Source organism: Paenibacillus sp. PastM-3 (assembly GCF_029893965.1).
GTDB lineage: Bacteria > Bacillota > Bacilli > Paenibacillales > Paenibacillaceae > Paenibacillus_AQ.
This window is the reverse complement of record NZ_JARXXP010000027.1, coordinates 35,946-52,230: the sequence shown is the minus strand read 5'-3', so window position 1 is coordinate 52,230 and position 16,285 is coordinate 35,946. Positions and strand designations below refer to the sequence as shown.

The following is a 16,285-nucleotide window of genomic DNA, read 5'->3' as shown; positions in this document are numbered from 1 at the left end:
CATTAACCCCGCAGTAAAGATACGATTTCGGAAGTAACGACGTCAATTTCGTTCTCTCCGTTTACCTGCCGCAAAAGATCTTTATTCTCATAGAATGCAAGCAGCGGCGCTGTCTTGTTATCATACTCATCCAGACGCTTGCCTACGCTCTCTTCGTTGTCATCCGGACGTTGATACAGTTCACCGCCATCAATGTCGCAAATGCCTTCTTGCTTCGGCGGGTTGAAAATTAAATGGTAGGATGCACCGCATACCTTGCAGATCCGGCGTCCGGTAAGACGCGCCATCAGCAGTCCGCGGTCCACATTCAAGTTGATTACATGATCCAGTGAAGTGCCGGCACGGCTCAAAAGATCTTCCAGCGCTTCCGCTTGCGAAAGGGTTCTTGGAAAACCATCCAATAAGAAACCTTTTTCGCAATCGGACTGCTGGAGCCGTTCCTCAACGATTCCAATGGTCACATCATCAGGTACAAGCAAACCTTGATCGATATAAGATTTGGCTTTCAGCCCGACCGGTGTCTGTTCCTTTATCGCTAAACGGAAGGCGTCACCTGTCGAAATATGCGGAATACCAAGTTCTTTTACAATTACAGCTGCCTGCGTTCCCTTGCCTGCCCCAGGAGGGCCCATGAATAAAATGTTCACGTTTCTCTCTTCTCCCCCCAAAAGTTCGCCACCAAGCAAGAAACAGCACAATAGGTGCCGGGAAGTAGGTAGACCTTAGCTTCACGGAACCTATCGCCTATTTGTTGATGAAGCCTTTGTAATGGCGTTTGATCAATTGGCTCTCGATCTGCTTCATCGTATCCAGTGCTACACCGACCACGATCAACAGCGCGGTACCGCCAATCTGCACCTGCCGCGGCAAGCCGGACAGGGAACCGAAGAGTACAGGCAAGACAGAAATAACAGCCAGGAAAAGGGCACCGGACATGGTCAGGCGCGACATTACTCTGGTCAAATACTTCTCAGTTGCTTTACCCGGACGGATACCAGGAATGTAACCACCGTTCTTCTTCATGTTGTCAGCCATCTGCTGCGGGTTCATCTGGACAAACGTGTAGAAGAACGTAAATCCGATGATCATGATTACATACAGTACCATCCCTAGCGGCTTATCATGAGCAAGATTGTTGGTGATCCATTTAGCCCATTCATGCGTTGACCAAAAGCTCGAGATTACAATTGGAAATTGAAGCAGTGAAACGGCAAAGATTACCGGAATTACACCTGCCGCATTGATTTTAAGCGGAATGTGTGTATTCTGTCCACCGTACATTTTGTTACCGACCACGCGTTTGGCATATTGTACAGGGATCTTACGGATACCTTGTTGAACAAAGATAACCCCTGTAATAATACCCACAATCACGATCAGTATAATAACGACTTTAAGAATATTCAGGAACACCTGATCCGGCTGAATAAAGCTTGATTGCGCCGTAGTCGTGATATATCCCGGGATGGCGGCGACGATTCCCGCAAAAATCAGGATCGAAATCCCGTTTCCTATTCCCTTTTCAGTGATCTGTTCACCAAGCCACATCAGGAACGATGTACCTGCAGTCAGTATGATCGCGATCAGCAGGTAATCCGCAAAGGTTGCATTCGGAATCATCTCAGTGCCGTAGATCCGGTTAAACCCGATTGAGGTCGCAAACGCTTGAATCAGACCGAGTACGACTGTACCGTAACGGGTGATTTGCGCCAGTTGCTTTTTCCCGTGCTCCCCTTGCTTAGCCCATTCGGCAAACTTAGGAATAACATCCATCGAGAGCAATTGCACTATGATGGATGCTGTGATGTACGGGTAAATACTAATCGCAAAAATCGAGAAGTTTTTGAGCGCTCCGCCCGAGAAGGTGTTCAAAAGACCCATCAAAGCTTCGCCGCTCTGATTTGTTGATTCCAGCACTTCTTTGTTCACACCGGGAACCGGTACAAACGAACCGATGCGGTAGATGATCAGAACGAACAGGGTAAACAGGATCTTTTTGCGCAAATCTTCAACATGCCATATATTCTTAAGCGTCTTGAACATTAGATCACCTCGGTTTTACCGCCGGCAGCCTCGATTTTCTCTACCGCAGATTGAGAGAACTTATTTGCTTGTACAGTCAATTTAACGGCCAGTTCGCCATTACCGAGGATCTTGATGCCGCTCTTGGAATTCTTGACAACACCAGTTTCAATCAGCAACTGTGGAGTCACTTCAGTTCCTTCAGCAAAGCTATTCAGATCTTCCAGGTTCACAATCGCATACTCTTTACGGGTAGGATTGATGAAACCACGTTTAGGCAGACGACGATAGAGCGGGTTTTGACCACCCTCGAAGCCAGGACGAACACCACCGCCGGAACGGGAGTTCTGACCTTTATGACCACGTCCGGACGTTTTACCGTTACCGCTACTTGGTCCGCGACCAACGCGGTTGCGTTCTTTGCGGGATCCAGGAGCTGGAGCAAGTTCATGTAACTTCATCGTTTGCACCTCCTTATGTTTTGTTAATTTATGCGAGGCATTTAGCCTTCAATTTCTGTTACGGACAGCAAATGGCTCACTTTGTTGATCATTCCGCGAATTGCAGGAGTGTCATTGTGAACCACGGTCGAGTTGGTTTTGCCCAGGCCGAGCGTCTTAACAGTAACACGTTGTGTCTGTGGACGACCGATTACACTGCGAACGAGGGTAATTTGCAATTTAGCCATTGACGTTCCCCTCCTTAACCGCGTAATTCTTCGACAGATTTGCCGCGAAGTTTCGCGACTTCTTCAATGCGCTTCAGGCGGGAAAGACCCTCTAAAGTTGCATTGACCATGTTCATGGAATTCGAAGAACCCAAAGATTTTGTCAAGATGTCGCCAACGCCTGCCAATTCCAGTACCGCACGAACAGGACCGCCGGCGATAACGCCAGTACCTTCGGAAGCTGGTTTCAGCAGCACGCGTCCTGCGCCGAAATGTCCAGTAACGAGGTGAGGAATCGAAGTTCCTACGATTGGAATGTGAATCAGGTTTTTCTTGGCGTCTTCAATGCCTTTACGGATGGCATCCGGAACTTCACCGGCTTTACCAATACCCGCACCGACATAGCCGTTGCCGTCGCCCACAACTACAAGTGCACTAAAGCTGAAACGGCGTCCGCCTTTTACAACTTTTGCTACACGGTTGATGTGTACAACTCTTTCAGTCAGCTCTAAACTGTTCGGATCTATACGCAAGTCGTTAACCTCCTTTTAGAAATATTCTAGAATTCAAGACCAGCTTCGCGAGCTGCATCAGCCAAAGCCTGAATCCGTCCATGGTACAGGTATCCGCCGCGGTCAAATACAACCACTGCATAACCTTTTGCTTTAGCGCGCTCAGCGATCAGTTGACCTACTTTGCTTGCAGCTTCAACGCTGCCGCCATTGCCGATTGTTGCGCTCAGTTCTTTATCCAGAGTGGAGGCAGATACCAGAGTAACACCAGCCACGTCATCGATCAATTGAGCATAGATGTGTTTCGCAGAACGGAACACGTTTAAACGTGGACGCTCAACAGTTCCCTGGATCTTCTTACGAACACGCAGGTGTCTTTTGAGACGAGCCTTGTTTTTGTCCTCTTTTGTAATCATGACTTCCATTTCACTCCCTTCAGTTTGCTGCAGAGCAGCTTCACTTTACGATGCACGGGGTATCTTATTGTGAAGAAGAGTAAGCCGATTATTTCTTCTTACCGGCTTTACCTTCCTTACGGATAATACGCTCGCCTTCGTACTTAATACCTTTACCTTTATACGGTTCTGGTTCACGAACGGAACGGATCTTGGCAGCATAAGCGCCAACGCGTTCTTTGTCGATACCTTTAACGATGATCTTCGTGTTCGCAGGAACTTCGAACTCGATGCCCGCTTCCGGTGTGATTTCAACCGGGTGGGAGTAACCAACGTTCAGAACGATTTTATCTCCGGATTTGCTTGCACGATATCCGACCCCAACCAGCTCCAGAGATTTCGAGAAACCTTCAGTCACACCGCTTACCATGTTGCTGACAACGGAGCGGGTTGTGCCGTGAAGTGAACGATGCAATTTGTTATCCGACGGGCGAACAACGGTAATTTCGTTATTTTCAACTGTAACCTTCATGTCTTTATGAAGTTCACGAGTCAAAGTGCCTTTAGGACCTTTTACTGTAATAACGGTGTTGTCAAGAGTGACATCTACACCGCTAGGTACTGCGATTGGTTTGCGACCAATACGAGACATGTGTTGCACCTCCTTATCTTGTGACGTTTATTACCATACGTAGCAGACAACTTCTCCGCCGGATTTGGATTGACGAGCTTCTTTGTCGGTCATAACTCCCTTAGATGTGGAGATAATCGCGATTCCAAGGCCACCGAGTACACGTGGTACTTCGTTGCTCTTCGTGTAAACACGAAGACCTGGCTTACTGATTCTTTTCAGACCAGAGATAACACGCTCTTGGTTAGGGCCGTATTTCAAGAAGATACGGATAATCCCTTGTTTGCTATCTTCAACGAATTCAGCATCACGAATGAAGCCTTCACGCTTCAGAATGTCCGCGATTTGTTTTTTCATAGTAGAAGCAGGCATTTCTACTGTCTCGTGACGCACAATGTTAGCGTTACGAATACGAGTAAGCATATCTGCAATAGGATCAGACATAGTCATGTGTGTAAACCTCCTTCCCGGTTATAGATCTCTTACCAACTTGCTTTTTTCACGCCAGGGATCTGGCCTTTATAAGCTAACTCACGGAAACAAATTCTGCAAATTTTGAACTTCTGCAGTACCGAATGTGGACGGCCGCAACGCTCGCAACGTGTGTATGCACGTACTTTGAACTTAGGTTCGCGTTGTTGTTTAACTTTCATCGAAGTTTTTGCCACTTTAGCCTGACACCTCCTAAACAGTTTCGGAGAAATATTGATTCTTATTTAGAGAAAGGCATTCCCAGCTGGCCCAGCAGCTCACGGGATTCCTCATCCGTCTTTGCAGTAGTTACGATAACGATGTCCATACCGCGGACCTTATCAACTTTATCATACTCGATTTCCGGGAAGATCAGTTGTTCTTTAAGACCAAGTGTGTAGTTACCACGGCCGTCAAAGGCTTTGGTGGATACACCGCGGAAGTCACGTACACGTGGAAGCGTTACGTTGAACAATTTGTCCAGGAAGTAGTACATACGCTCGCCGCGCAGTGTTACTTTTACCCCGATCGGCATGTTTTCGCGCAGTTTGAAACCGGCGATGGATTTCTTTGCTTTAGTGATAACAGGCTTTTGACCAGAGATCAATTGCATGTCGTTAACTGCAGCATCAAGTACTTTGGAGTTCTGAACAGCGTCACCCACACCCATGTTGATGACAACCTTCTCGATCTTAGGTACTTGCATAACAGTTGTATAGTTGAACTTCTGCATCAGAGCAGGTGTAATTTCATTCAAATAACGTTCTTTCATTCTTGCTGCCATGAAGATTTACCTCCTTTCTTTAGGACTAATTAGTCGATAATCTCTCCGGATCTCTTAGCTACCCGAACCTTCTTACCGTTATCGAGCACTTTGTAACCGATACGTGTTACTTTACCGCTCTTCGGATCGATGTGCATTACGTTGGACACATGGATCGAAGCTTCCTGCTCGATGATTCCGCCTTGCGGATTCAGTTGGTTAGGCTTCTGGTGTTTTTTCACCATGTTTACGCCTTCTACCAGTACGCGGTTTTCGCGAGGATAAGCAGCGATGACACGGCCTTTTTTACCTTTGTCCTTCCCGCTGATCACAAGCACCACATCATCTTTTTTAACGTGCAGTTTATTGTTATGGGATTCCAGAACTTTTTTCACTCTAGGCATTGATTACACCTCCTATGACTAACCTTCTCAGTACTTCACGTTACTCTGTGGTAACTTATTAGATTACTTCCGGTGCCAAGGAAACGATCTTCATGTAGTCTTTATCGCGGAGTTCGCGAGCAACTGGTCCGAAAATACGTGTTCCGCGCGGGCTTCTGTCGTCTTTAACAACAACAGCTGCGTTTTCGTCGAATGAAATGTAAGATCCGTCTTTACGGCGTACCGAACGCTTTGTACGAACTACTACCGCTCTAACAACATCACCTTTTTTGACAACGCCGCCTGGTGTTGCTTGTTTAACGGAACAAACGATCAGATCACCGATTGCTGCTGTACGGCGTCCAGTACCACCCAGTACGCGGATACACATCAGTTCCTTCGCACCAGAGTTGTCAGCCACATGCAAACGTGTAAATGGTTGAATCATTATTAATTTCCTCCTTCCGGAAAAACTGTCTGATTATCTTAGATGATAACCGCTTTTTCAACCACTTCAACCAGTCTCCAGCGTTTGTCTTTGGAGAGCGGACGAGTTTCCATGATTTTCACGGTGTCACCGATTTTTGCTACGTTCTCTTCATCATGTGCCTTGAATTTCTTCGTGGACTTGATGCGTTTGTGGTACAGGTCATGCTTTTTATAAGTTTCAACAGCAATTACGATGGTTTTATCCATTTTGTCGCTGACTACTTTACCGATCTGCACTTTACGTGCGTTACGTTCTTCGCTCATAGTTAGCCTCCTTCCTGATTACGGATCTATTGATCCGCCCTCGCTTAACTAATCCCAAGTACTCTTTGATGGATAACGGTTTTAGCACGAGCTATTTCCTTGCGCACATCACGAATCCGAGTCGGGTTATCCAGCTGGCCAGTAGCCAATTGGAAACGGAGATTGAAGAGCTCTTCCTTGAAACCAGCGATCTTCTGTTCAATCTCAGCAGTGGTTAAGTTGCGAAGTTCATTAGCTTTCATTTGCTTCACCACCCACTTCTTCACGTTTCACAAACTTAGTCTTAACAGGCAGCTTGTGAGCGGCAAGACGCATCGCTTCACGAGCGATTTCTTCCGACACGCCTCCGAGTTCGAACATAATCTTGCCCGGTTTAACTACGGCTACCCATTTCTCAACGTTACCTTTACCACTACCCATACGAACCTCAAGAGGCTTCTGAGTAATTGGCTTATCTGGGAAAATCTTAATCCAAACCTGACCACCACGTTTGATGTAACGTGTCATCGCAATACGGGCAGCTTCGATCTGACGGTTAGTGATCCAAGATGGCTCCAGAGCTTGCAGACCGAATTCACCGAAGTTGAGCTCAGTGCCGCCTTTTGCCATACCTTTCATGTGACCGCGTTGTTGCTTGCGGTGTTTAACGCGCTTTGGTACCAACATGATTAGTTGCCTCCTTCCTGAGCAGCTTGTTTCTTAGCTGGGGGAAGAACTTCTCCACGGTAGATCCATACTTTCACACCGATACGGCCGTAAGTAGTATGTGCTTCAGCCGTTCCGTAGTCGATATCGGCACGAAGCGTATGAAGTGGAACTGTTCCTTCGCTGTAACCTTCTGAACGGGCAATCTCAGCGCCGCCAAGACGTCCGCCAACTTGAGTCTTGATTCCTTTTGCGCCGGAACGCATAGTTCTTTGAATTGCTTGTTTCAGAGCACGACGGAACGATACACGACGTTCCAATTGTTGTGCAATGCTTTCAGCTACGAGAATAGCATCCAGTTCAGGGTGCTTAATTTCGTTGATGTTGATGTGTACTTTTTTGCCACCGGCGATAGCTGTAACTGCGCTGCGAAGTACTTCTACTTCTGCTCCGCCTTTACCAATTACCATACCTGGCTTAGCAGTGTGAATTGTAACGTTTACCCGGCTTGCCGCTCTTTCGATCTCGATGCGGGAAACAGAGGAATCCTTCAACTTGCCTTTAAGGTATTCCCGGATTTTGACGTCTTCCATTAAAAGAGTACCGAAATCTTTGCCTGCATACCATTTAGATTCCCAATCGCGAATGATACCGATTCGGAGTCCGACTGGATTTACCTTTTGACCCACGTGCTATCCCTCCTTATTTCTCAGATACCACCAAAGTAATGTGGCTGGTACGTTTATTGATCCGGCTTGCACGGCCCATGGCGCGCGGACGGAAACGTTTCATTGTAGGACCCTGGTTAACGAATACTTCGCTAACGAACAGACTGTTCACGTCCATGGAGTAGTTGTGCTCAGCATTGGCAATAGCCGAGTTAAGCAGCTTTTCTACTACTGGAGAAGCGGACTTTGGAGTGTGGCGAAGAATTGCAATAGCTTCCCCCACTTGCTTGCCGCGAATCAAGTCAACAACCAGTTTCGCTTTGCGAGCAGAAATCCGCACCGATCTAGCATGTGCTTTTGCTTCCATTTATTTTCCCTCCTCTCGAACGAAGACCTGTAATTATCTTCTTGTTTTCTTATCGTCACCCGCGTGGCCTTTGTAAGTACGTGTTGGCGCGAACTCGCCCAATTTGTGACCTACCATATCTTCCGTTACGTATACTGGCACGTGTTTGCGGCCGTCATATACACCAAACGTATGTCCGATAAACTGAGGGAAAATAGTTGAGCGACGGGACCAGGTTTTTACTACGACTTTCTTGTCTGCCGCGTTCAGTTCCTCAACTTTTTTCAGCAGGTAGCCATCAATGAACGGCCCCTTTTTTAAACTGCGACCCATGTATGAATCCTCCCTTCATCCGGTTCTTCAAACCGCGAATTCGACGCTTCGCGTTAAGCTGACTTATAGAGAAGCGTCTTATTTCGTGCGGCGGCGAACGATATATTTATCAGATGCCTTGTTTTTCTTACGCGTTTTGTAGCCAAGGGTTGGTTTGCCCCAAGGAGACATAGGCGATTTCCGTCCGATTGGAGCGCGGCCTTCACCACCACCGTGTGGGTGATCGTTAGGGTTCATTACTACCCCGCGAACTTCAGGACGTTGGCCGAGCCAGCGACTGCGTCCGGCTTTACCGATTTTGATCAGCTCGTGATCTTCGTTACCTACGGATCCGATAGTTGCACGGCATACGCTGAGAATTCTGCGAACCTCACCGGATGTCAGGCGAACGGATACGTATTTTTCTTCTTTACCCAGCAATTGAGCTTCAGTACCGGCAGCGCGAACCAACTGTCCGCCTTTACCTGGTTTCAACTCAATGTTGTGGATAACTGTACCAACCGGAATGTTTTCCAGTGGAAGTGCGTTACCAATTTTGATGTCGGCTGCAGGGCCGGACTCAACTTTATCCCCAACTTTAAGTCCTTTAGGAGCGAGGATATAACGTTTCTCTCCATCGGCATAGTGGATCAAAGCAATATTGGAAGTACGGTTCGGGTCATACTCGATTGTAGCAACGCTACCTGGTATGCCGTCTTTAGTCCGTTTGAAGTCAATGATACGGTATTTACGCTTGTGTCCGCCGCCGTGGTGACGAACCGTAATTTTACCTTGGTTGTTACGTCCCGCTTTTTTGCTCAGCGGCGCAAGCAACGATTTCTCAGGCTGGTTTGTTGTGATTTCTTCAAACGTAGACACGGACATTCCGCGTCTTGCCGGAGAGGTCGGTTTGTACTTTTTGATTGGCACTATAGTTCCCTCCTTACTTTAAGAGTATTATTCTACCGCTTCAAAGAACTCAAGCGGCTTGCTGTCCGGGCTAAGCTTCACGATGGCTTTTTTCCACTCAGGAGTGTAACCGGAGTATTTGCCGTAACGTTTCAGTTTGCCAGGTACGCGCATTGTGTTCACACTAACGACTTTCACTTTAAAAATAGCCTCAACAGCTTTTTTGATTTCGGTCTTGTTAGCACGGATATCCACTTCAAAAGCGTATTTCAATTCGCTCATGTATTCGGATGTGCGTTCCGTAATCACCGGACGTTTGATAATATCACGCGGATCTTTCATTACGCGAACACCTCCTCTACCTTCAGAACTGCTTCCTTAGTGATGATCAGTTTGTCGTACGTCAGTACGTCAAGAACATTAATGCCGTCAGCCGCTACGAATTTCACCCCAGGGATGTTACGTGCGGAAAGTGCAACGTTGTCGTCATAGCTAGGAGCTACGATCAGAGCTTTGCTGTCCACTTTCAGGTTGTTCAGAATCGCTGCGAATTCTTTCGTTTTCGGAGCATTCAGTGTCAGGCTATCCAATACAATAATGTCATTCGCGATAACTTTCGAAGACAGTGCGGATTTGATGGCCAGACGGCGAACCTTCTTAGGCAGTTTCCAGGAATAGCTGCGTGGTGTTGGTCCGAAGACTACGCCGCCGCCTTTCCATTGTGGAGAACGAATGGAGCCTTGACGAGCACGACCTGTACCTTTTTGTTTCCAAGGCTTACGTCCGCCGCCACGCACTTCAGAACGTCCTTTAACTTTGTGGGTTCCGCGACGAAGGGAAGCTCTCTGCATAAGCGCAGCTTCGTGCAGGACATGCACGTTCGGTTCGATACCGAATACTGTTTCGCTCAGTTCAACTTCGCCAACTTCGTTACCACTGATATTAAAAAGTGTTACTTTTGGCATTTCATGTTCCTCCTTTCTTCAGTAGTTATTTCTTAACGGATTCTTTAATTTTCAAGAAGCTGTTCTTAGGACCTGGGATAGCGCCTTTAACCAGCAATACGTTGCGTTCAACGTCTACTTTGATGATTTCAAGTCTTTGAACCGTTACGGTCGTGTGACCCATATGTCCTGGAAGGCGTTTGCCCTTAGGAACACGGTTAGCTTGAATGGAACCCATCGAGCCCGGTCTTCTGTGATAACGGGAACCGTGAGCCATTGGTCCGCGGCTTTGACCCCAACGTTTGATAACACCTTGGAATCCTTTACCTTTAGAAGTACCAGTTACGTCAACAAATTCGCCTTCTGTGAAGACGTCAGCCTTCAGCTCTTGTCCAACCTCGAGTGCCCCGAGGTCAACACCGCGAATTTCGCGAACGTAGCGCTTAGGTGTTGCATTTGCCTTTTTGGCGTGACCCTGTTCAGGCTTATTGGAACGACTTTCCTTTTTATCGGAAAAGCCCAACTGCACTGCTTCATATCCGTCGATATTCAGGTCTTTCTTTTGCAGTACCACACAAGGTCCAGCTTCGATAACCGATACAGCGATCACGTTACCTTCTGGAGTAAACACTTGAGTCATACCGAGTTTTTTTCCTAAGATACCTTTCATGTTGACACCTCTTTTCTTTTCCTAATTGCTTATTGATGGAATTACAATTTGATTTCGATATCTACACCGGACGGTAGATCCAAGCGCATCAAGGCATCCACAGTTTGTGGTGTTGGATTCACAATATCGATCAAACGTTTGTGAGTCCGCTGTTCAAACTGTTCACGGGAATCCTTGTACTTGTGTACCGCACGGAGAATGGTAATGATTTGCTTCTCAGTTGGCAGCGGGATCGGCCCGGATACACCAGCACCCGAACGTTTTGCTGTTTCAACGATTTTCTCTGCGGATTGATCAAGAATTCTGTGGTCGTATGCTTTCAAGCGGATACGAATTTTTTGCTTTGCCATTTTAGTCCCTCCTTCTATCGCCCAATTTATTATCGGACATACTCCGTGAAAATTTTCTGACGTCGACCTCATGGCAAAGGGGCCGGGTGTGTCAGTAACCTCTCACATCATCGCAACGTCTCAGAACAACATTTATTATTATATATAATAGGCGGACACTTTGCAAGCAAAAATAAAAAACAGCTCATGTTTTTTTCATAAACTGTTTTCTTCTATATAAATAGTACTCCAGGATTAAAGATTATCCGTCGCTGATCTAAAATACTCTGCTGAAGCCGCACTTTGTGCTGTTGTTGTACCGATTCCTTCTATTGTCTGAATGAGCACCCTGATCTCTTCCTCCACAACTACGATCTCCTGTGTACTGGATTGCATAGAATCAACGATTTCACTGAACAGCCTGCTCGTCTCTACTGACTGCTCCTTGCCGCTCTTTGTCAGCTCCTGCACCTTACGGATCTCATTGACCACCTGATTCGTCAACGCAACCGATTTATGGGTTAAGTCACCGATTCTTATAACCGTACTCTTCGTATCCTCAGCGAGCCGGCTGACCTCACTGGCAACTACACTGAAGCCCTTCCCGTGCTCTCCTGCACGCGCTGCTTCTATTGTAGCATTGAGAGACAAGATTTTGGTCTGATCGGCAATATCCTGTACGGCGGCGACAATCCGTTGAATCTGCTGAGAAGAGCTGCTGAGCTCATTAACCGAGCGCTCCATCTCGTTAGCGCTCTCATAAATCAGGTTAATCTGTCCGCTAAGGCTGCCCAGCTGTTCCTGTCCATCCTTAGCCATCTCCCGTGACTCTACAGCGGTGGAAGCTGTGCGCCGGAAGGTATTGTTTACCTCGTTGCTGCTGGCCACCAGCTGTTCTATAGCCGCATTAGTGTCCATACTCAGATCCACCAGCTCACCGCTGAACTCAGCGATTTTCTGCTTCAGTTCATTTTTGACGACCAGGTACTGTTCTTCCTTCTCTCTGATATTCTCCTTCTCATAGGCTTCCAGCACCAGCTGCTGTTCCAGATTCAGAAGCTTGGTCAGGGTCTGTACAATCTTTAACCGTTCGTTATCTTTAAGAGTTTCACCATAGACTACCGTAATAAAAACATTCTGCAGATTCTGGAAAGCGGATAAATACCACTTGGGCTCCAGTCCTACCTTTTTATGAATTTTAGCAATCGTCAGCCGCTTGGCTATATATTGTTCATCCACGTTACCGTCAAAAATTTCAATAATATGCTCCTTCAGCGTTCTTTTGAGGCGTTCGATACTGCTATGCTCCAGAATGATGGCTTCCAGCTTGTTAACACCGAGAATGGTATTGTAAAACTGGTCGGTAATATAATCGATTTCACGTTCTACCGTAGGCTTCATCTGGCGTAACAGACTTAAATCCTCTTCTGTGAGGTCAATCATCCGCATCTGTTCATTCAGCTCGTCATGTCCGCTAAGGGTGTGAAAAGCTGCTGTGGCAATGGGTGCAAAAGGCTCGCTGTCCATGTGGGGCGTGTCGGGAGAACCCTCATTAGGCTTACGTAACTGGATGCCATGCATAAAAGAAAAAGGACACTTCCCCATACTACCACTCTCCCTGAATTTCTAAATATTAGCATTGTAAATATAGCAATATTCTAACCTACCTGAGAGTGGATTGCAAAGAATTTTAAGTAGTATTTTGTAGAAAAATGTTGTATATAACGCTGTTTAGCATAGTTTTGTGTCGTTTCGTGTCGAATCTAAGGATTATATACATTTTTCATCCGCTACTAGTTATAGAAATGATAAATGCGAACAATTGTTCTATACTGTGATTTCTGCAATCTGGGACAGTGACAGCATATCCAGTATAGTTACTATCCTGTTATTCATCCGGATGATCTTCATTTGCTCCAGCTTCTTCAGCTTGCGGCTGAGTGTTTCGGGCGTTGTCCCAATCATTGCTGCGAACTCTTTTTTTGCAGCCGGCAGATGAAGGCTATACTCCTCCCCGCCGCTCAGAAGGGACTGCTTGGAGTAGAGATGAAGCAGCAGCCTCGCTAGTCTTTTCTCCGCTTCAAAAATATGCAATGCTCCCGCAAGCTCATCTGCCTGCTGCAACTGCTCACTTACAGACATCAGAAAGCTGAAGGCAAGGTCGGCATTACTCGCTAGCAGCGGCATAAAATCCTCACGCCGCATCCGGCAAATGGATCCGCTCTCCACCACCTCAGCTGTAGCATAGTGATGTTTGTTATGAAGAAGGGCAAATTGCCCAAAGTAATCCCCCGGAAAAAGAAAGCGGAGAATGTGCTGTTTTCCCTCTTTACTGGTCTGCGTCAGTTTGATTAACCCGTTGTTTACAACAAACAGGGAGTCCGATTGCTCCCCTTCCCTGAATACTAAGCTGCCTTTGGTGTAAAATCTAGATTCTATGATAGATTCCACCTTGTGCAGCTCATGATCCGGCAAAGCCAGAAATACGGGCACCTGACGGACACAGGAATTCTTATGACAGGCATTACATTTCATTTCACATCGTTCCTTCCTAATCATCTGAAGCCAACATAGCAGGAATCTGCTGACTCTCCGGTGACCCCGCGCACAATATTTCAGAAAAACTTGATCTGAATCAAGGATTACCGTCTTCCCTTCCCCCACAATAGAGACAGAGAGATTATAGAGGAGATGGACATCTATGCAGCAGTATACTTTTGAGGATATGCAAAAGATGGACAGAGGCAGGCTTGGCAACTTGGTGCCGCTGGAGTTGTTCCGCACAATCAGACTGATCGGCATGAACCAGGGTCTGCCGATGGGCGGGAAAGGCACAACCCTTACTGTAGGACGAAAGATAGGCGAAAGTCTTCCTGTCAGTAGTGTCGATGACCTTTTGGCACTTTTTGAAGAGCTTAAAATCGGTATTCCGCAAGTCGTTTATTCCGATGATCACCGGTTGAATATTGCTGTTGAGGACTGCTTCTGCAAGGGTCTGCCGACTCTGGAAGAAGAGAAAATGATCTGTGATCTGGAAGGTGCCATTCTGGAGGGAGCCCTGAGCAAGCTGCTGGGACGCAGGGTCAGTGTCAGAGAAATCAAATGTAACGCTACAGGTCATGAGTACTGTGAGTATGAAGTAAAGCTATAACCCTTCGGGGAAAACAACAGGAAAGCGGGAGATAATGATGGAAAAGAAACATATTAACGAGGCTATTCAACATCTGGAGGAGCGTTTCACAAAAAAGATACTGTTTCAAAAAGGGGACAGTGTTGTTTTTGTGCTTAACTTCATGCCTGGCCAGAAGCTTCCGGCACATACGCATCCCGGGGCAGATGTGTATATTTTTGCCCTCAAGGGAAACGGAACGATTACTGTGAATGAAGCTGATTCCGAATTTACTGAAGGCGAAGTTATCCACATTGCTGAAAATGAAGTTTTTGCTTACCGTAACAGCGGCAACGCCCCAGCTAGTCTTCATGTCGTAATATCCAAGCTGCCGGGACCTGCGTACGCAAAAGAAATCTAATTTTCAGTCACCTGCAAACTCTATCCACAGGGGATATCCTCGGAGGGTGGAGTTTTTATTATGCAAAAAAACAGGAGTTCTTCCGAAGAAGAACCCCTGCTCTTATACTCGTTCTATCCTAATGGATAGAGCCGAATTATTTCTGGATGGATGCTACGGAACCTGCACCAACTGTACGTCCGCCTTCACGAATGGAGAATTTAGTACCTTCTTCAATCGCGATTGGGGAGATCAGTTGTACGGTTACAGTGATGTTATCACCAGGCATAACCATTTCAGTACCTTCTGGCAGGTTGATGATACCTGTTACGTCAGTTGTACGGAAGTAGAACTGTGGACGGTAACCAGTGAAGAATGGTTTGTGACGTCCGCCTTCTTCTTTAGTCAGAACGTAGATCTGAGCAGTGAACTCAGTGTGCGGGTTAACGGAGTTTGGCTTAGCCAATACTTGACCGCGCTCGATGTTGTTACGGTCTACACCGCGAAGCAGTGCGCCGATGTTGTCGCCCGCTTGAGCGGAATCGAGCAATTTACGGAACATTTCAACGCCGGTAACAACGGATTTTTTCTTCTCTTCGTGGATACCCACGATTTCAACTTCTTCCCCAACTTTAACTGTTCCGCGTTCTACGCGACCAGTTGCCACAGTACCGCGGCCAGTGATGGAGAATACGTCTTCGACTGGCATCAAGAAAGGCTTGTCAGTTTGACGCTCAGGCAGTGGGATGTAAGTGTCGATAGTTTCGAACATTTCAACGATCTTAGCAGCCCATTCGCCGTCTGGGTTCTGCAGCGCTTCACGAGCGGAACCACGAACGATTGGAGTGTCATCGCCTGGGAAGTCGTATTCGCTCAGCAGATCGCGAACTTCCATTTCAACCAGTTCAAGCAACTCTTCGTCTTCAACCATGTCGCATTTGTTCAGGAATACAACGATGTAAGGAACGCCTACCTGACGGGAGAGCAGGATGTGCTCGCGAGTCTGTGGCATTGGGCCGTCAGCTGCGGATACAACCAGGATCGCTCCGTCCATCTGCGCTGCGCCAGTGATCATGTTTTTAACATAGTCGGCGTGTCCAGGGCAGTCTACGTGTGCGTAGTGACGGTTAGGAGTTTCATATTCAACGTGAGCTGTGGAGATAGTGATACCACGTTCGCGCTCTTCTGGAGCTTTATCGATTTGGTCGAATGCTACAGCAGCACCGCCGTATTTTTTGGACAATACAGTTGTGATTGCAGCAGTCAGAGTCGTTTTACCATGGTCGACGTGACCGATAGTACCGATGTTAACGTGCGGTTTGTTACGTTCAAACTTTGCCTTTGCCATTTGAACAG

General features: G+C 47.0%; 28 protein-coding genes. 2 read left to right on the top strand and 26 right to left on the bottom strand.

The window, feature by feature from the left end; genetic code table 11:
* Positions 1-2: 2 nt before the first annotated feature.
* The 25 genes from M2108_RS26120 to M2108_RS26000 all read right to left on the bottom strand — a co-directional run bounded on the left by M2108_RS26120 (position 3) and on the right by M2108_RS26000 (position 13,955).
* The gene (locus tag M2108_RS26120) at positions 3-647 is read right to left on the bottom strand and encodes an adenylate kinase (RefSeq protein ID WP_277472293.1); all 645 of its coding nucleotides are present in this window, start codon (positions 645-647) and stop codon (positions 3-5) included.
* Between the two features lie 97 nt (positions 648-744).
* Complete coding sequence (secY, locus tag M2108_RS26115; protein ID WP_068727653.1) at positions 745-2,043, bottom strand: preprotein translocase subunit SecY; 1,299 nt, start codon at positions 2,041-2,043, stop codon at positions 745-747.
* Entirely contained in the window at positions 2,043-2,483 is a 441-nt protein-coding gene (gene rplO / locus M2108_RS26110) for a 50S ribosomal protein L15 (RefSeq protein ID WP_020427058.1), read from the bottom strand. The genes secY and rplO overlap by 1 nt, the downstream gene beginning before the upstream one ends.
* 41 nt (positions 2,484-2,524) lie before the next feature.
* The gene (gene rpmD, locus M2108_RS26105; protein WP_068727655.1) at positions 2,525-2,710 is read right to left on the bottom strand and encodes a 50S ribosomal protein L30; all 186 of its coding nucleotides are present in this window, start codon (positions 2,708-2,710) and stop codon (positions 2,525-2,527) included.
* Positions 2,711-2,724: 14 nt separating this feature from the next.
* Positions 2,725-3,222 (bottom strand): 30S ribosomal protein S5, encoded by a 498-nt coding sequence (gene rpsE, locus M2108_RS26100; RefSeq protein WP_019908242.1) that lies wholly within the window; start codon positions 3,220-3,222, stop codon positions 2,725-2,727.
* A 26-nt stretch (positions 3,223-3,248) separates the two neighbouring features.
* The gene (gene rplR, locus M2108_RS26095) at positions 3,249-3,617 is read right to left on the bottom strand and encodes a 50S ribosomal protein L18 (protein WP_082708088.1); all 369 of its coding nucleotides are present in this window, start codon (positions 3,615-3,617) and stop codon (positions 3,249-3,251) included.
* An 88-nt stretch (positions 3,618-3,705) separates the two neighbouring features.
* Positions 3,706-4,248, bottom strand: coding sequence for a 50S ribosomal protein L6 (rplF, locus tag M2108_RS26090; RefSeq protein WP_019908240.1), 543 nt, complete (start codon positions 4,246-4,248; stop codon positions 3,706-3,708).
* A gap of 30 nt (positions 4,249-4,278) precedes the next feature.
* Complete coding sequence (gene rpsH / locus M2108_RS26085) at positions 4,279-4,677, bottom strand: 30S ribosomal protein S8 (RefSeq protein ID WP_039877390.1); 399 nt, start codon at positions 4,675-4,677, stop codon at positions 4,279-4,281.
* Positions 4,678-4,709: 32 nt separating this feature from the next.
* Positions 4,710-4,895 (bottom strand): type Z 30S ribosomal protein S14, encoded by a 186-nt coding sequence (locus M2108_RS26080; protein WP_036589425.1) that lies wholly within the window; start codon positions 4,893-4,895, stop codon positions 4,710-4,712.
* Between the two features lie 44 nt (positions 4,896-4,939).
* Positions 4,940-5,482: a 50S ribosomal protein L5 gene (gene rplE, locus M2108_RS26075; RefSeq protein WP_277472290.1), complete on the bottom strand. Its 543-nt coding sequence runs from the start codon at positions 5,480-5,482 to the stop codon at positions 4,940-4,942.
* Between the two features lie 29 nt (positions 5,483-5,511).
* Positions 5,512-5,865, bottom strand: a complete 354-nt coding sequence (rplX, locus tag M2108_RS26070) for a 50S ribosomal protein L24 (RefSeq protein WP_019908235.1) — start codon at positions 5,863-5,865, stop codon at positions 5,512-5,514.
* Positions 5,866-5,923: 58 nt separating this feature from the next.
* Positions 5,924-6,292, bottom strand: a complete 369-nt coding sequence (gene rplN / locus M2108_RS26065) for a 50S ribosomal protein L14 (RefSeq protein WP_066367616.1) — start codon at positions 6,290-6,292, stop codon at positions 5,924-5,926.
* 38 nt (positions 6,293-6,330) lie between these two features.
* Entirely contained in the window at positions 6,331-6,597 is a 267-nt protein-coding gene (gene rpsQ / locus M2108_RS26060) for a 30S ribosomal protein S17 (RefSeq protein ID WP_068727659.1), read from the bottom strand.
* 44 nt (positions 6,598-6,641) lie between these two features.
* A complete protein-coding gene (gene rpmC, locus M2108_RS26055) occupies positions 6,642-6,839 on the bottom strand; it encodes a 50S ribosomal protein L29 (RefSeq protein ID WP_019908232.1) in 198 nt (65 codons plus the stop codon).
* Positions 6,829-7,263: a 50S ribosomal protein L16 gene (rplP, locus tag M2108_RS26050; RefSeq protein WP_039877394.1), complete on the bottom strand. Its 435-nt coding sequence runs from the start codon at positions 7,261-7,263 to the stop codon at positions 6,829-6,831. The genes rpmC and rplP overlap by 11 nt, the downstream gene beginning before the upstream one ends.
* A 2-nt stretch (positions 7,264-7,265) precedes the next feature.
* The gene (gene rpsC / locus M2108_RS26045; protein WP_074086529.1) at positions 7,266-7,931 is read right to left on the bottom strand and encodes a 30S ribosomal protein S3; all 666 of its coding nucleotides are present in this window, start codon (positions 7,929-7,931) and stop codon (positions 7,266-7,268) included.
* A gap of 13 nt (positions 7,932-7,944) precedes the next feature.
* Positions 7,945-8,277, bottom strand: coding sequence for a 50S ribosomal protein L22 (gene rplV, locus M2108_RS26040; protein WP_019908228.1), 333 nt, complete (start codon positions 8,275-8,277; stop codon positions 7,945-7,947).
* Between the two features lie 33 nt (positions 8,278-8,310).
* Entirely contained in the window at positions 8,311-8,589 is a 279-nt protein-coding gene (rpsS, locus tag M2108_RS26035; RefSeq protein WP_019908227.1) for a 30S ribosomal protein S19, read from the bottom strand.
* Positions 8,590-8,667: 78 nt separating this feature from the next.
* A complete protein-coding gene (gene rplB, locus M2108_RS26030; protein ID WP_068727662.1) occupies positions 8,668-9,498 on the bottom strand; it encodes a 50S ribosomal protein L2 in 831 nt (276 codons plus the stop codon).
* Positions 9,499-9,525: 27 nt separating this feature from the next.
* Positions 9,526-9,819, bottom strand: a complete 294-nt coding sequence (gene rplW / locus M2108_RS26025; RefSeq protein WP_019908225.1) for a 50S ribosomal protein L23 — start codon at positions 9,817-9,819, stop codon at positions 9,526-9,528.
* Positions 9,819-10,442: a 50S ribosomal protein L4 gene (rplD, locus tag M2108_RS26020; protein WP_277472288.1), complete on the bottom strand. Its 624-nt coding sequence runs from the start codon at positions 10,440-10,442 to the stop codon at positions 9,819-9,821. Before rplD ends, rplW begins: the two co-directional genes overlap by 1 nt.
* Positions 10,443-10,467: 25 nt before the next feature.
* Entirely contained in the window at positions 10,468-11,091 is a 624-nt protein-coding gene (gene rplC, locus M2108_RS26015) for a 50S ribosomal protein L3 (protein WP_277472287.1), read from the bottom strand.
* A 41-nt stretch (positions 11,092-11,132) separates the two neighbouring features.
* Positions 11,133-11,441, bottom strand: coding sequence for a 30S ribosomal protein S10 (gene rpsJ, locus M2108_RS26010; RefSeq protein WP_017692074.1), 309 nt, complete (start codon positions 11,439-11,441; stop codon positions 11,133-11,135).
* 234 nt (positions 11,442-11,675) lie between these two features.
* Positions 11,676-13,025, bottom strand: coding sequence for a protoglobin domain-containing protein (locus M2108_RS26005; protein ID WP_280777240.1), 1,350 nt, complete (start codon positions 13,023-13,025; stop codon positions 11,676-11,678).
* Positions 13,026-13,247: 222 nt separating this feature from the next.
* A complete protein-coding gene (locus M2108_RS26000) occupies positions 13,248-13,955 on the bottom strand; it encodes a Crp/Fnr family transcriptional regulator (protein ID WP_280769009.1) in 708 nt (235 codons plus the stop codon).
* A 166-nt stretch (positions 13,956-14,121) separates the two neighbouring features.
* On the opposite strand from M2108_RS26000, the gene M2108_RS25995 reads away from it, so the two are divergent.
* Together M2108_RS25995 and M2108_RS25990 are read left to right on the top strand one after the other, a co-directional pair.
* Positions 14,122-14,571: a V4R domain-containing protein gene (locus M2108_RS25995; protein WP_277472284.1), complete on the top strand. Its 450-nt coding sequence runs from the start codon at positions 14,122-14,124 to the stop codon at positions 14,569-14,571.
* 34 nt (positions 14,572-14,605) lie between these two features.
* Positions 14,606-14,950 carry a cupin domain-containing protein gene (locus tag M2108_RS25990; RefSeq protein WP_277472283.1) on the top strand — a complete coding sequence of 115 codons (345 nt, stop codon included), beginning with the start codon at positions 14,606-14,608 and terminating at the stop codon, positions 14,948-14,950.
* Positions 14,951-15,086: 136 nt separating this feature from the next.
* On the opposite strand, the gene tuf is transcribed toward M2108_RS25990, so the two are convergent.
* Positions 15,087-16,277, bottom strand: coding sequence for an elongation factor Tu (gene tuf / locus M2108_RS25985; RefSeq protein ID WP_221800079.1), 1,191 nt, complete (start codon positions 16,275-16,277; stop codon positions 15,087-15,089).
* Positions 16,278-16,285 lie beyond the last annotated feature (8 nt).

What these genes read in the sequence shown, in the direction of transcription:
- M2108_RS26005 (WP_280777240.1), bottom strand. Translation starts at nt 13,025, where the DNA reads ATGGGGAAGTGTCCTTTTTCTTTTATGCATGGCATCCAGTTACGTAAG.
- rplF (WP_019908240.1), bottom strand. Translation starts at nt 4,248, where the DNA reads ATGTCTCGTATTGGTCGCAAACCAATCGCAGTACCTAGCGGTGTAGAT.
- M2108_RS25990 (WP_277472283.1), top strand. Translation starts at nt 14,606, where the DNA reads ATGATGGAAAAGAAACATATTAACGAGGCTATTCAACATCTGGAGGAG.
- rpsH (WP_039877390.1), bottom strand. Translation starts at nt 4,677, where the DNA reads ATGACTATGTCTGATCCTATTGCAGATATGCTTACTCGTATTCGTAAC.
- rplD (WP_277472288.1), bottom strand. Translation starts at nt 10,442, where the DNA reads ATGCCAAAAGTAACACTTTTTAATATCAGTGGTAACGAAGTTGGCGAA.
- rpmC (WP_019908232.1), bottom strand. Translation starts at nt 6,839, where the DNA reads ATGAAAGCTAATGAACTTCGCAACTTAACCACTGCTGAGATTGAACAG.
- rplR (WP_082708088.1), bottom strand. Translation starts at nt 3,617, where the DNA reads ATGATTACAAAAGAGGACAAAAACAAGGCTCGTCTCAAAAGACACCTG.
- rplP (WP_039877394.1), bottom strand. Translation starts at nt 7,263, where the DNA reads ATGTTGGTACCAAAGCGCGTTAAACACCGCAAGCAACAACGCGGTCAC.
- rpsJ (WP_017692074.1), bottom strand. Translation starts at nt 11,441, where the DNA reads ATGGCAAAGCAAAAAATTCGTATCCGCTTGAAAGCATACGACCACAGA.
- rplO (WP_020427058.1), bottom strand. Translation starts at nt 2,483, where the DNA reads ATGAAGTTACATGAACTTGCTCCAGCTCCTGGATCCCGCAAAGAACGC.
- rplC (WP_277472287.1), bottom strand. Translation starts at nt 11,091, where the DNA reads ATGAAAGGTATCTTAGGAAAAAAACTCGGTATGACTCAAGTGTTTACT.
- rpmD (WP_068727655.1), bottom strand. Translation starts at nt 2,710, where the DNA reads ATGGCTAAATTGCAAATTACCCTCGTTCGCAGTGTAATCGGTCGTCCA.
- rplN (WP_066367616.1), bottom strand. Translation starts at nt 6,292, where the DNA reads ATGATTCAACCATTTACACGTTTGCATGTGGCTGACAACTCTGGTGCG.
- rpsQ (WP_068727659.1), bottom strand. Translation starts at nt 6,597, where the DNA reads ATGAGCGAAGAACGTAACGCACGTAAAGTGCAGATCGGTAAAGTAGTC.
- tuf (WP_221800079.1), bottom strand. Translation starts at nt 16,277, where the DNA reads ATGGCAAAGGCAAAGTTTGAACGTAACAAACCGCACGTTAACATCGGT.
- M2108_RS25995 (WP_277472284.1), top strand. Translation starts at nt 14,122, where the DNA reads ATGCAGCAGTATACTTTTGAGGATATGCAAAAGATGGACAGAGGCAGG.
- rplV (WP_019908228.1), bottom strand. Translation starts at nt 8,277, where the DNA reads ATGGAAGCAAAAGCACATGCTAGATCGGTGCGGATTTCTGCTCGCAAA.
- M2108_RS26000 (WP_280769009.1), bottom strand. Translation starts at nt 13,955, where the DNA reads ATGAAATGTAATGCCTGTCATAAGAATTCCTGTGTCCGTCAGGTGCCC.
- rpsS (WP_019908227.1), bottom strand. Translation starts at nt 8,589, where the DNA reads ATGGGTCGCAGTTTAAAAAAGGGGCCGTTCATTGATGGCTACCTGCTG.
- rplE (WP_277472290.1), bottom strand. Translation starts at nt 5,482, where the DNA reads ATGGCAGCAAGAATGAAAGAACGTTATTTGAATGAAATTACACCTGCT.
- rplW (WP_019908225.1), bottom strand. Translation starts at nt 9,819, where the DNA reads ATGAAAGATCCGCGTGATATTATCAAACGTCCGGTGATTACGGAACGC.
- rplX (WP_019908235.1), bottom strand. Translation starts at nt 5,865, where the DNA reads ATGCCTAGAGTGAAAAAAGTTCTGGAATCCCATAACAATAAACTGCAC.
- secY (WP_068727653.1), bottom strand. Translation starts at nt 2,043, where the DNA reads ATGTTCAAGACGCTTAAGAATATATGGCATGTTGAAGATTTGCGCAAA.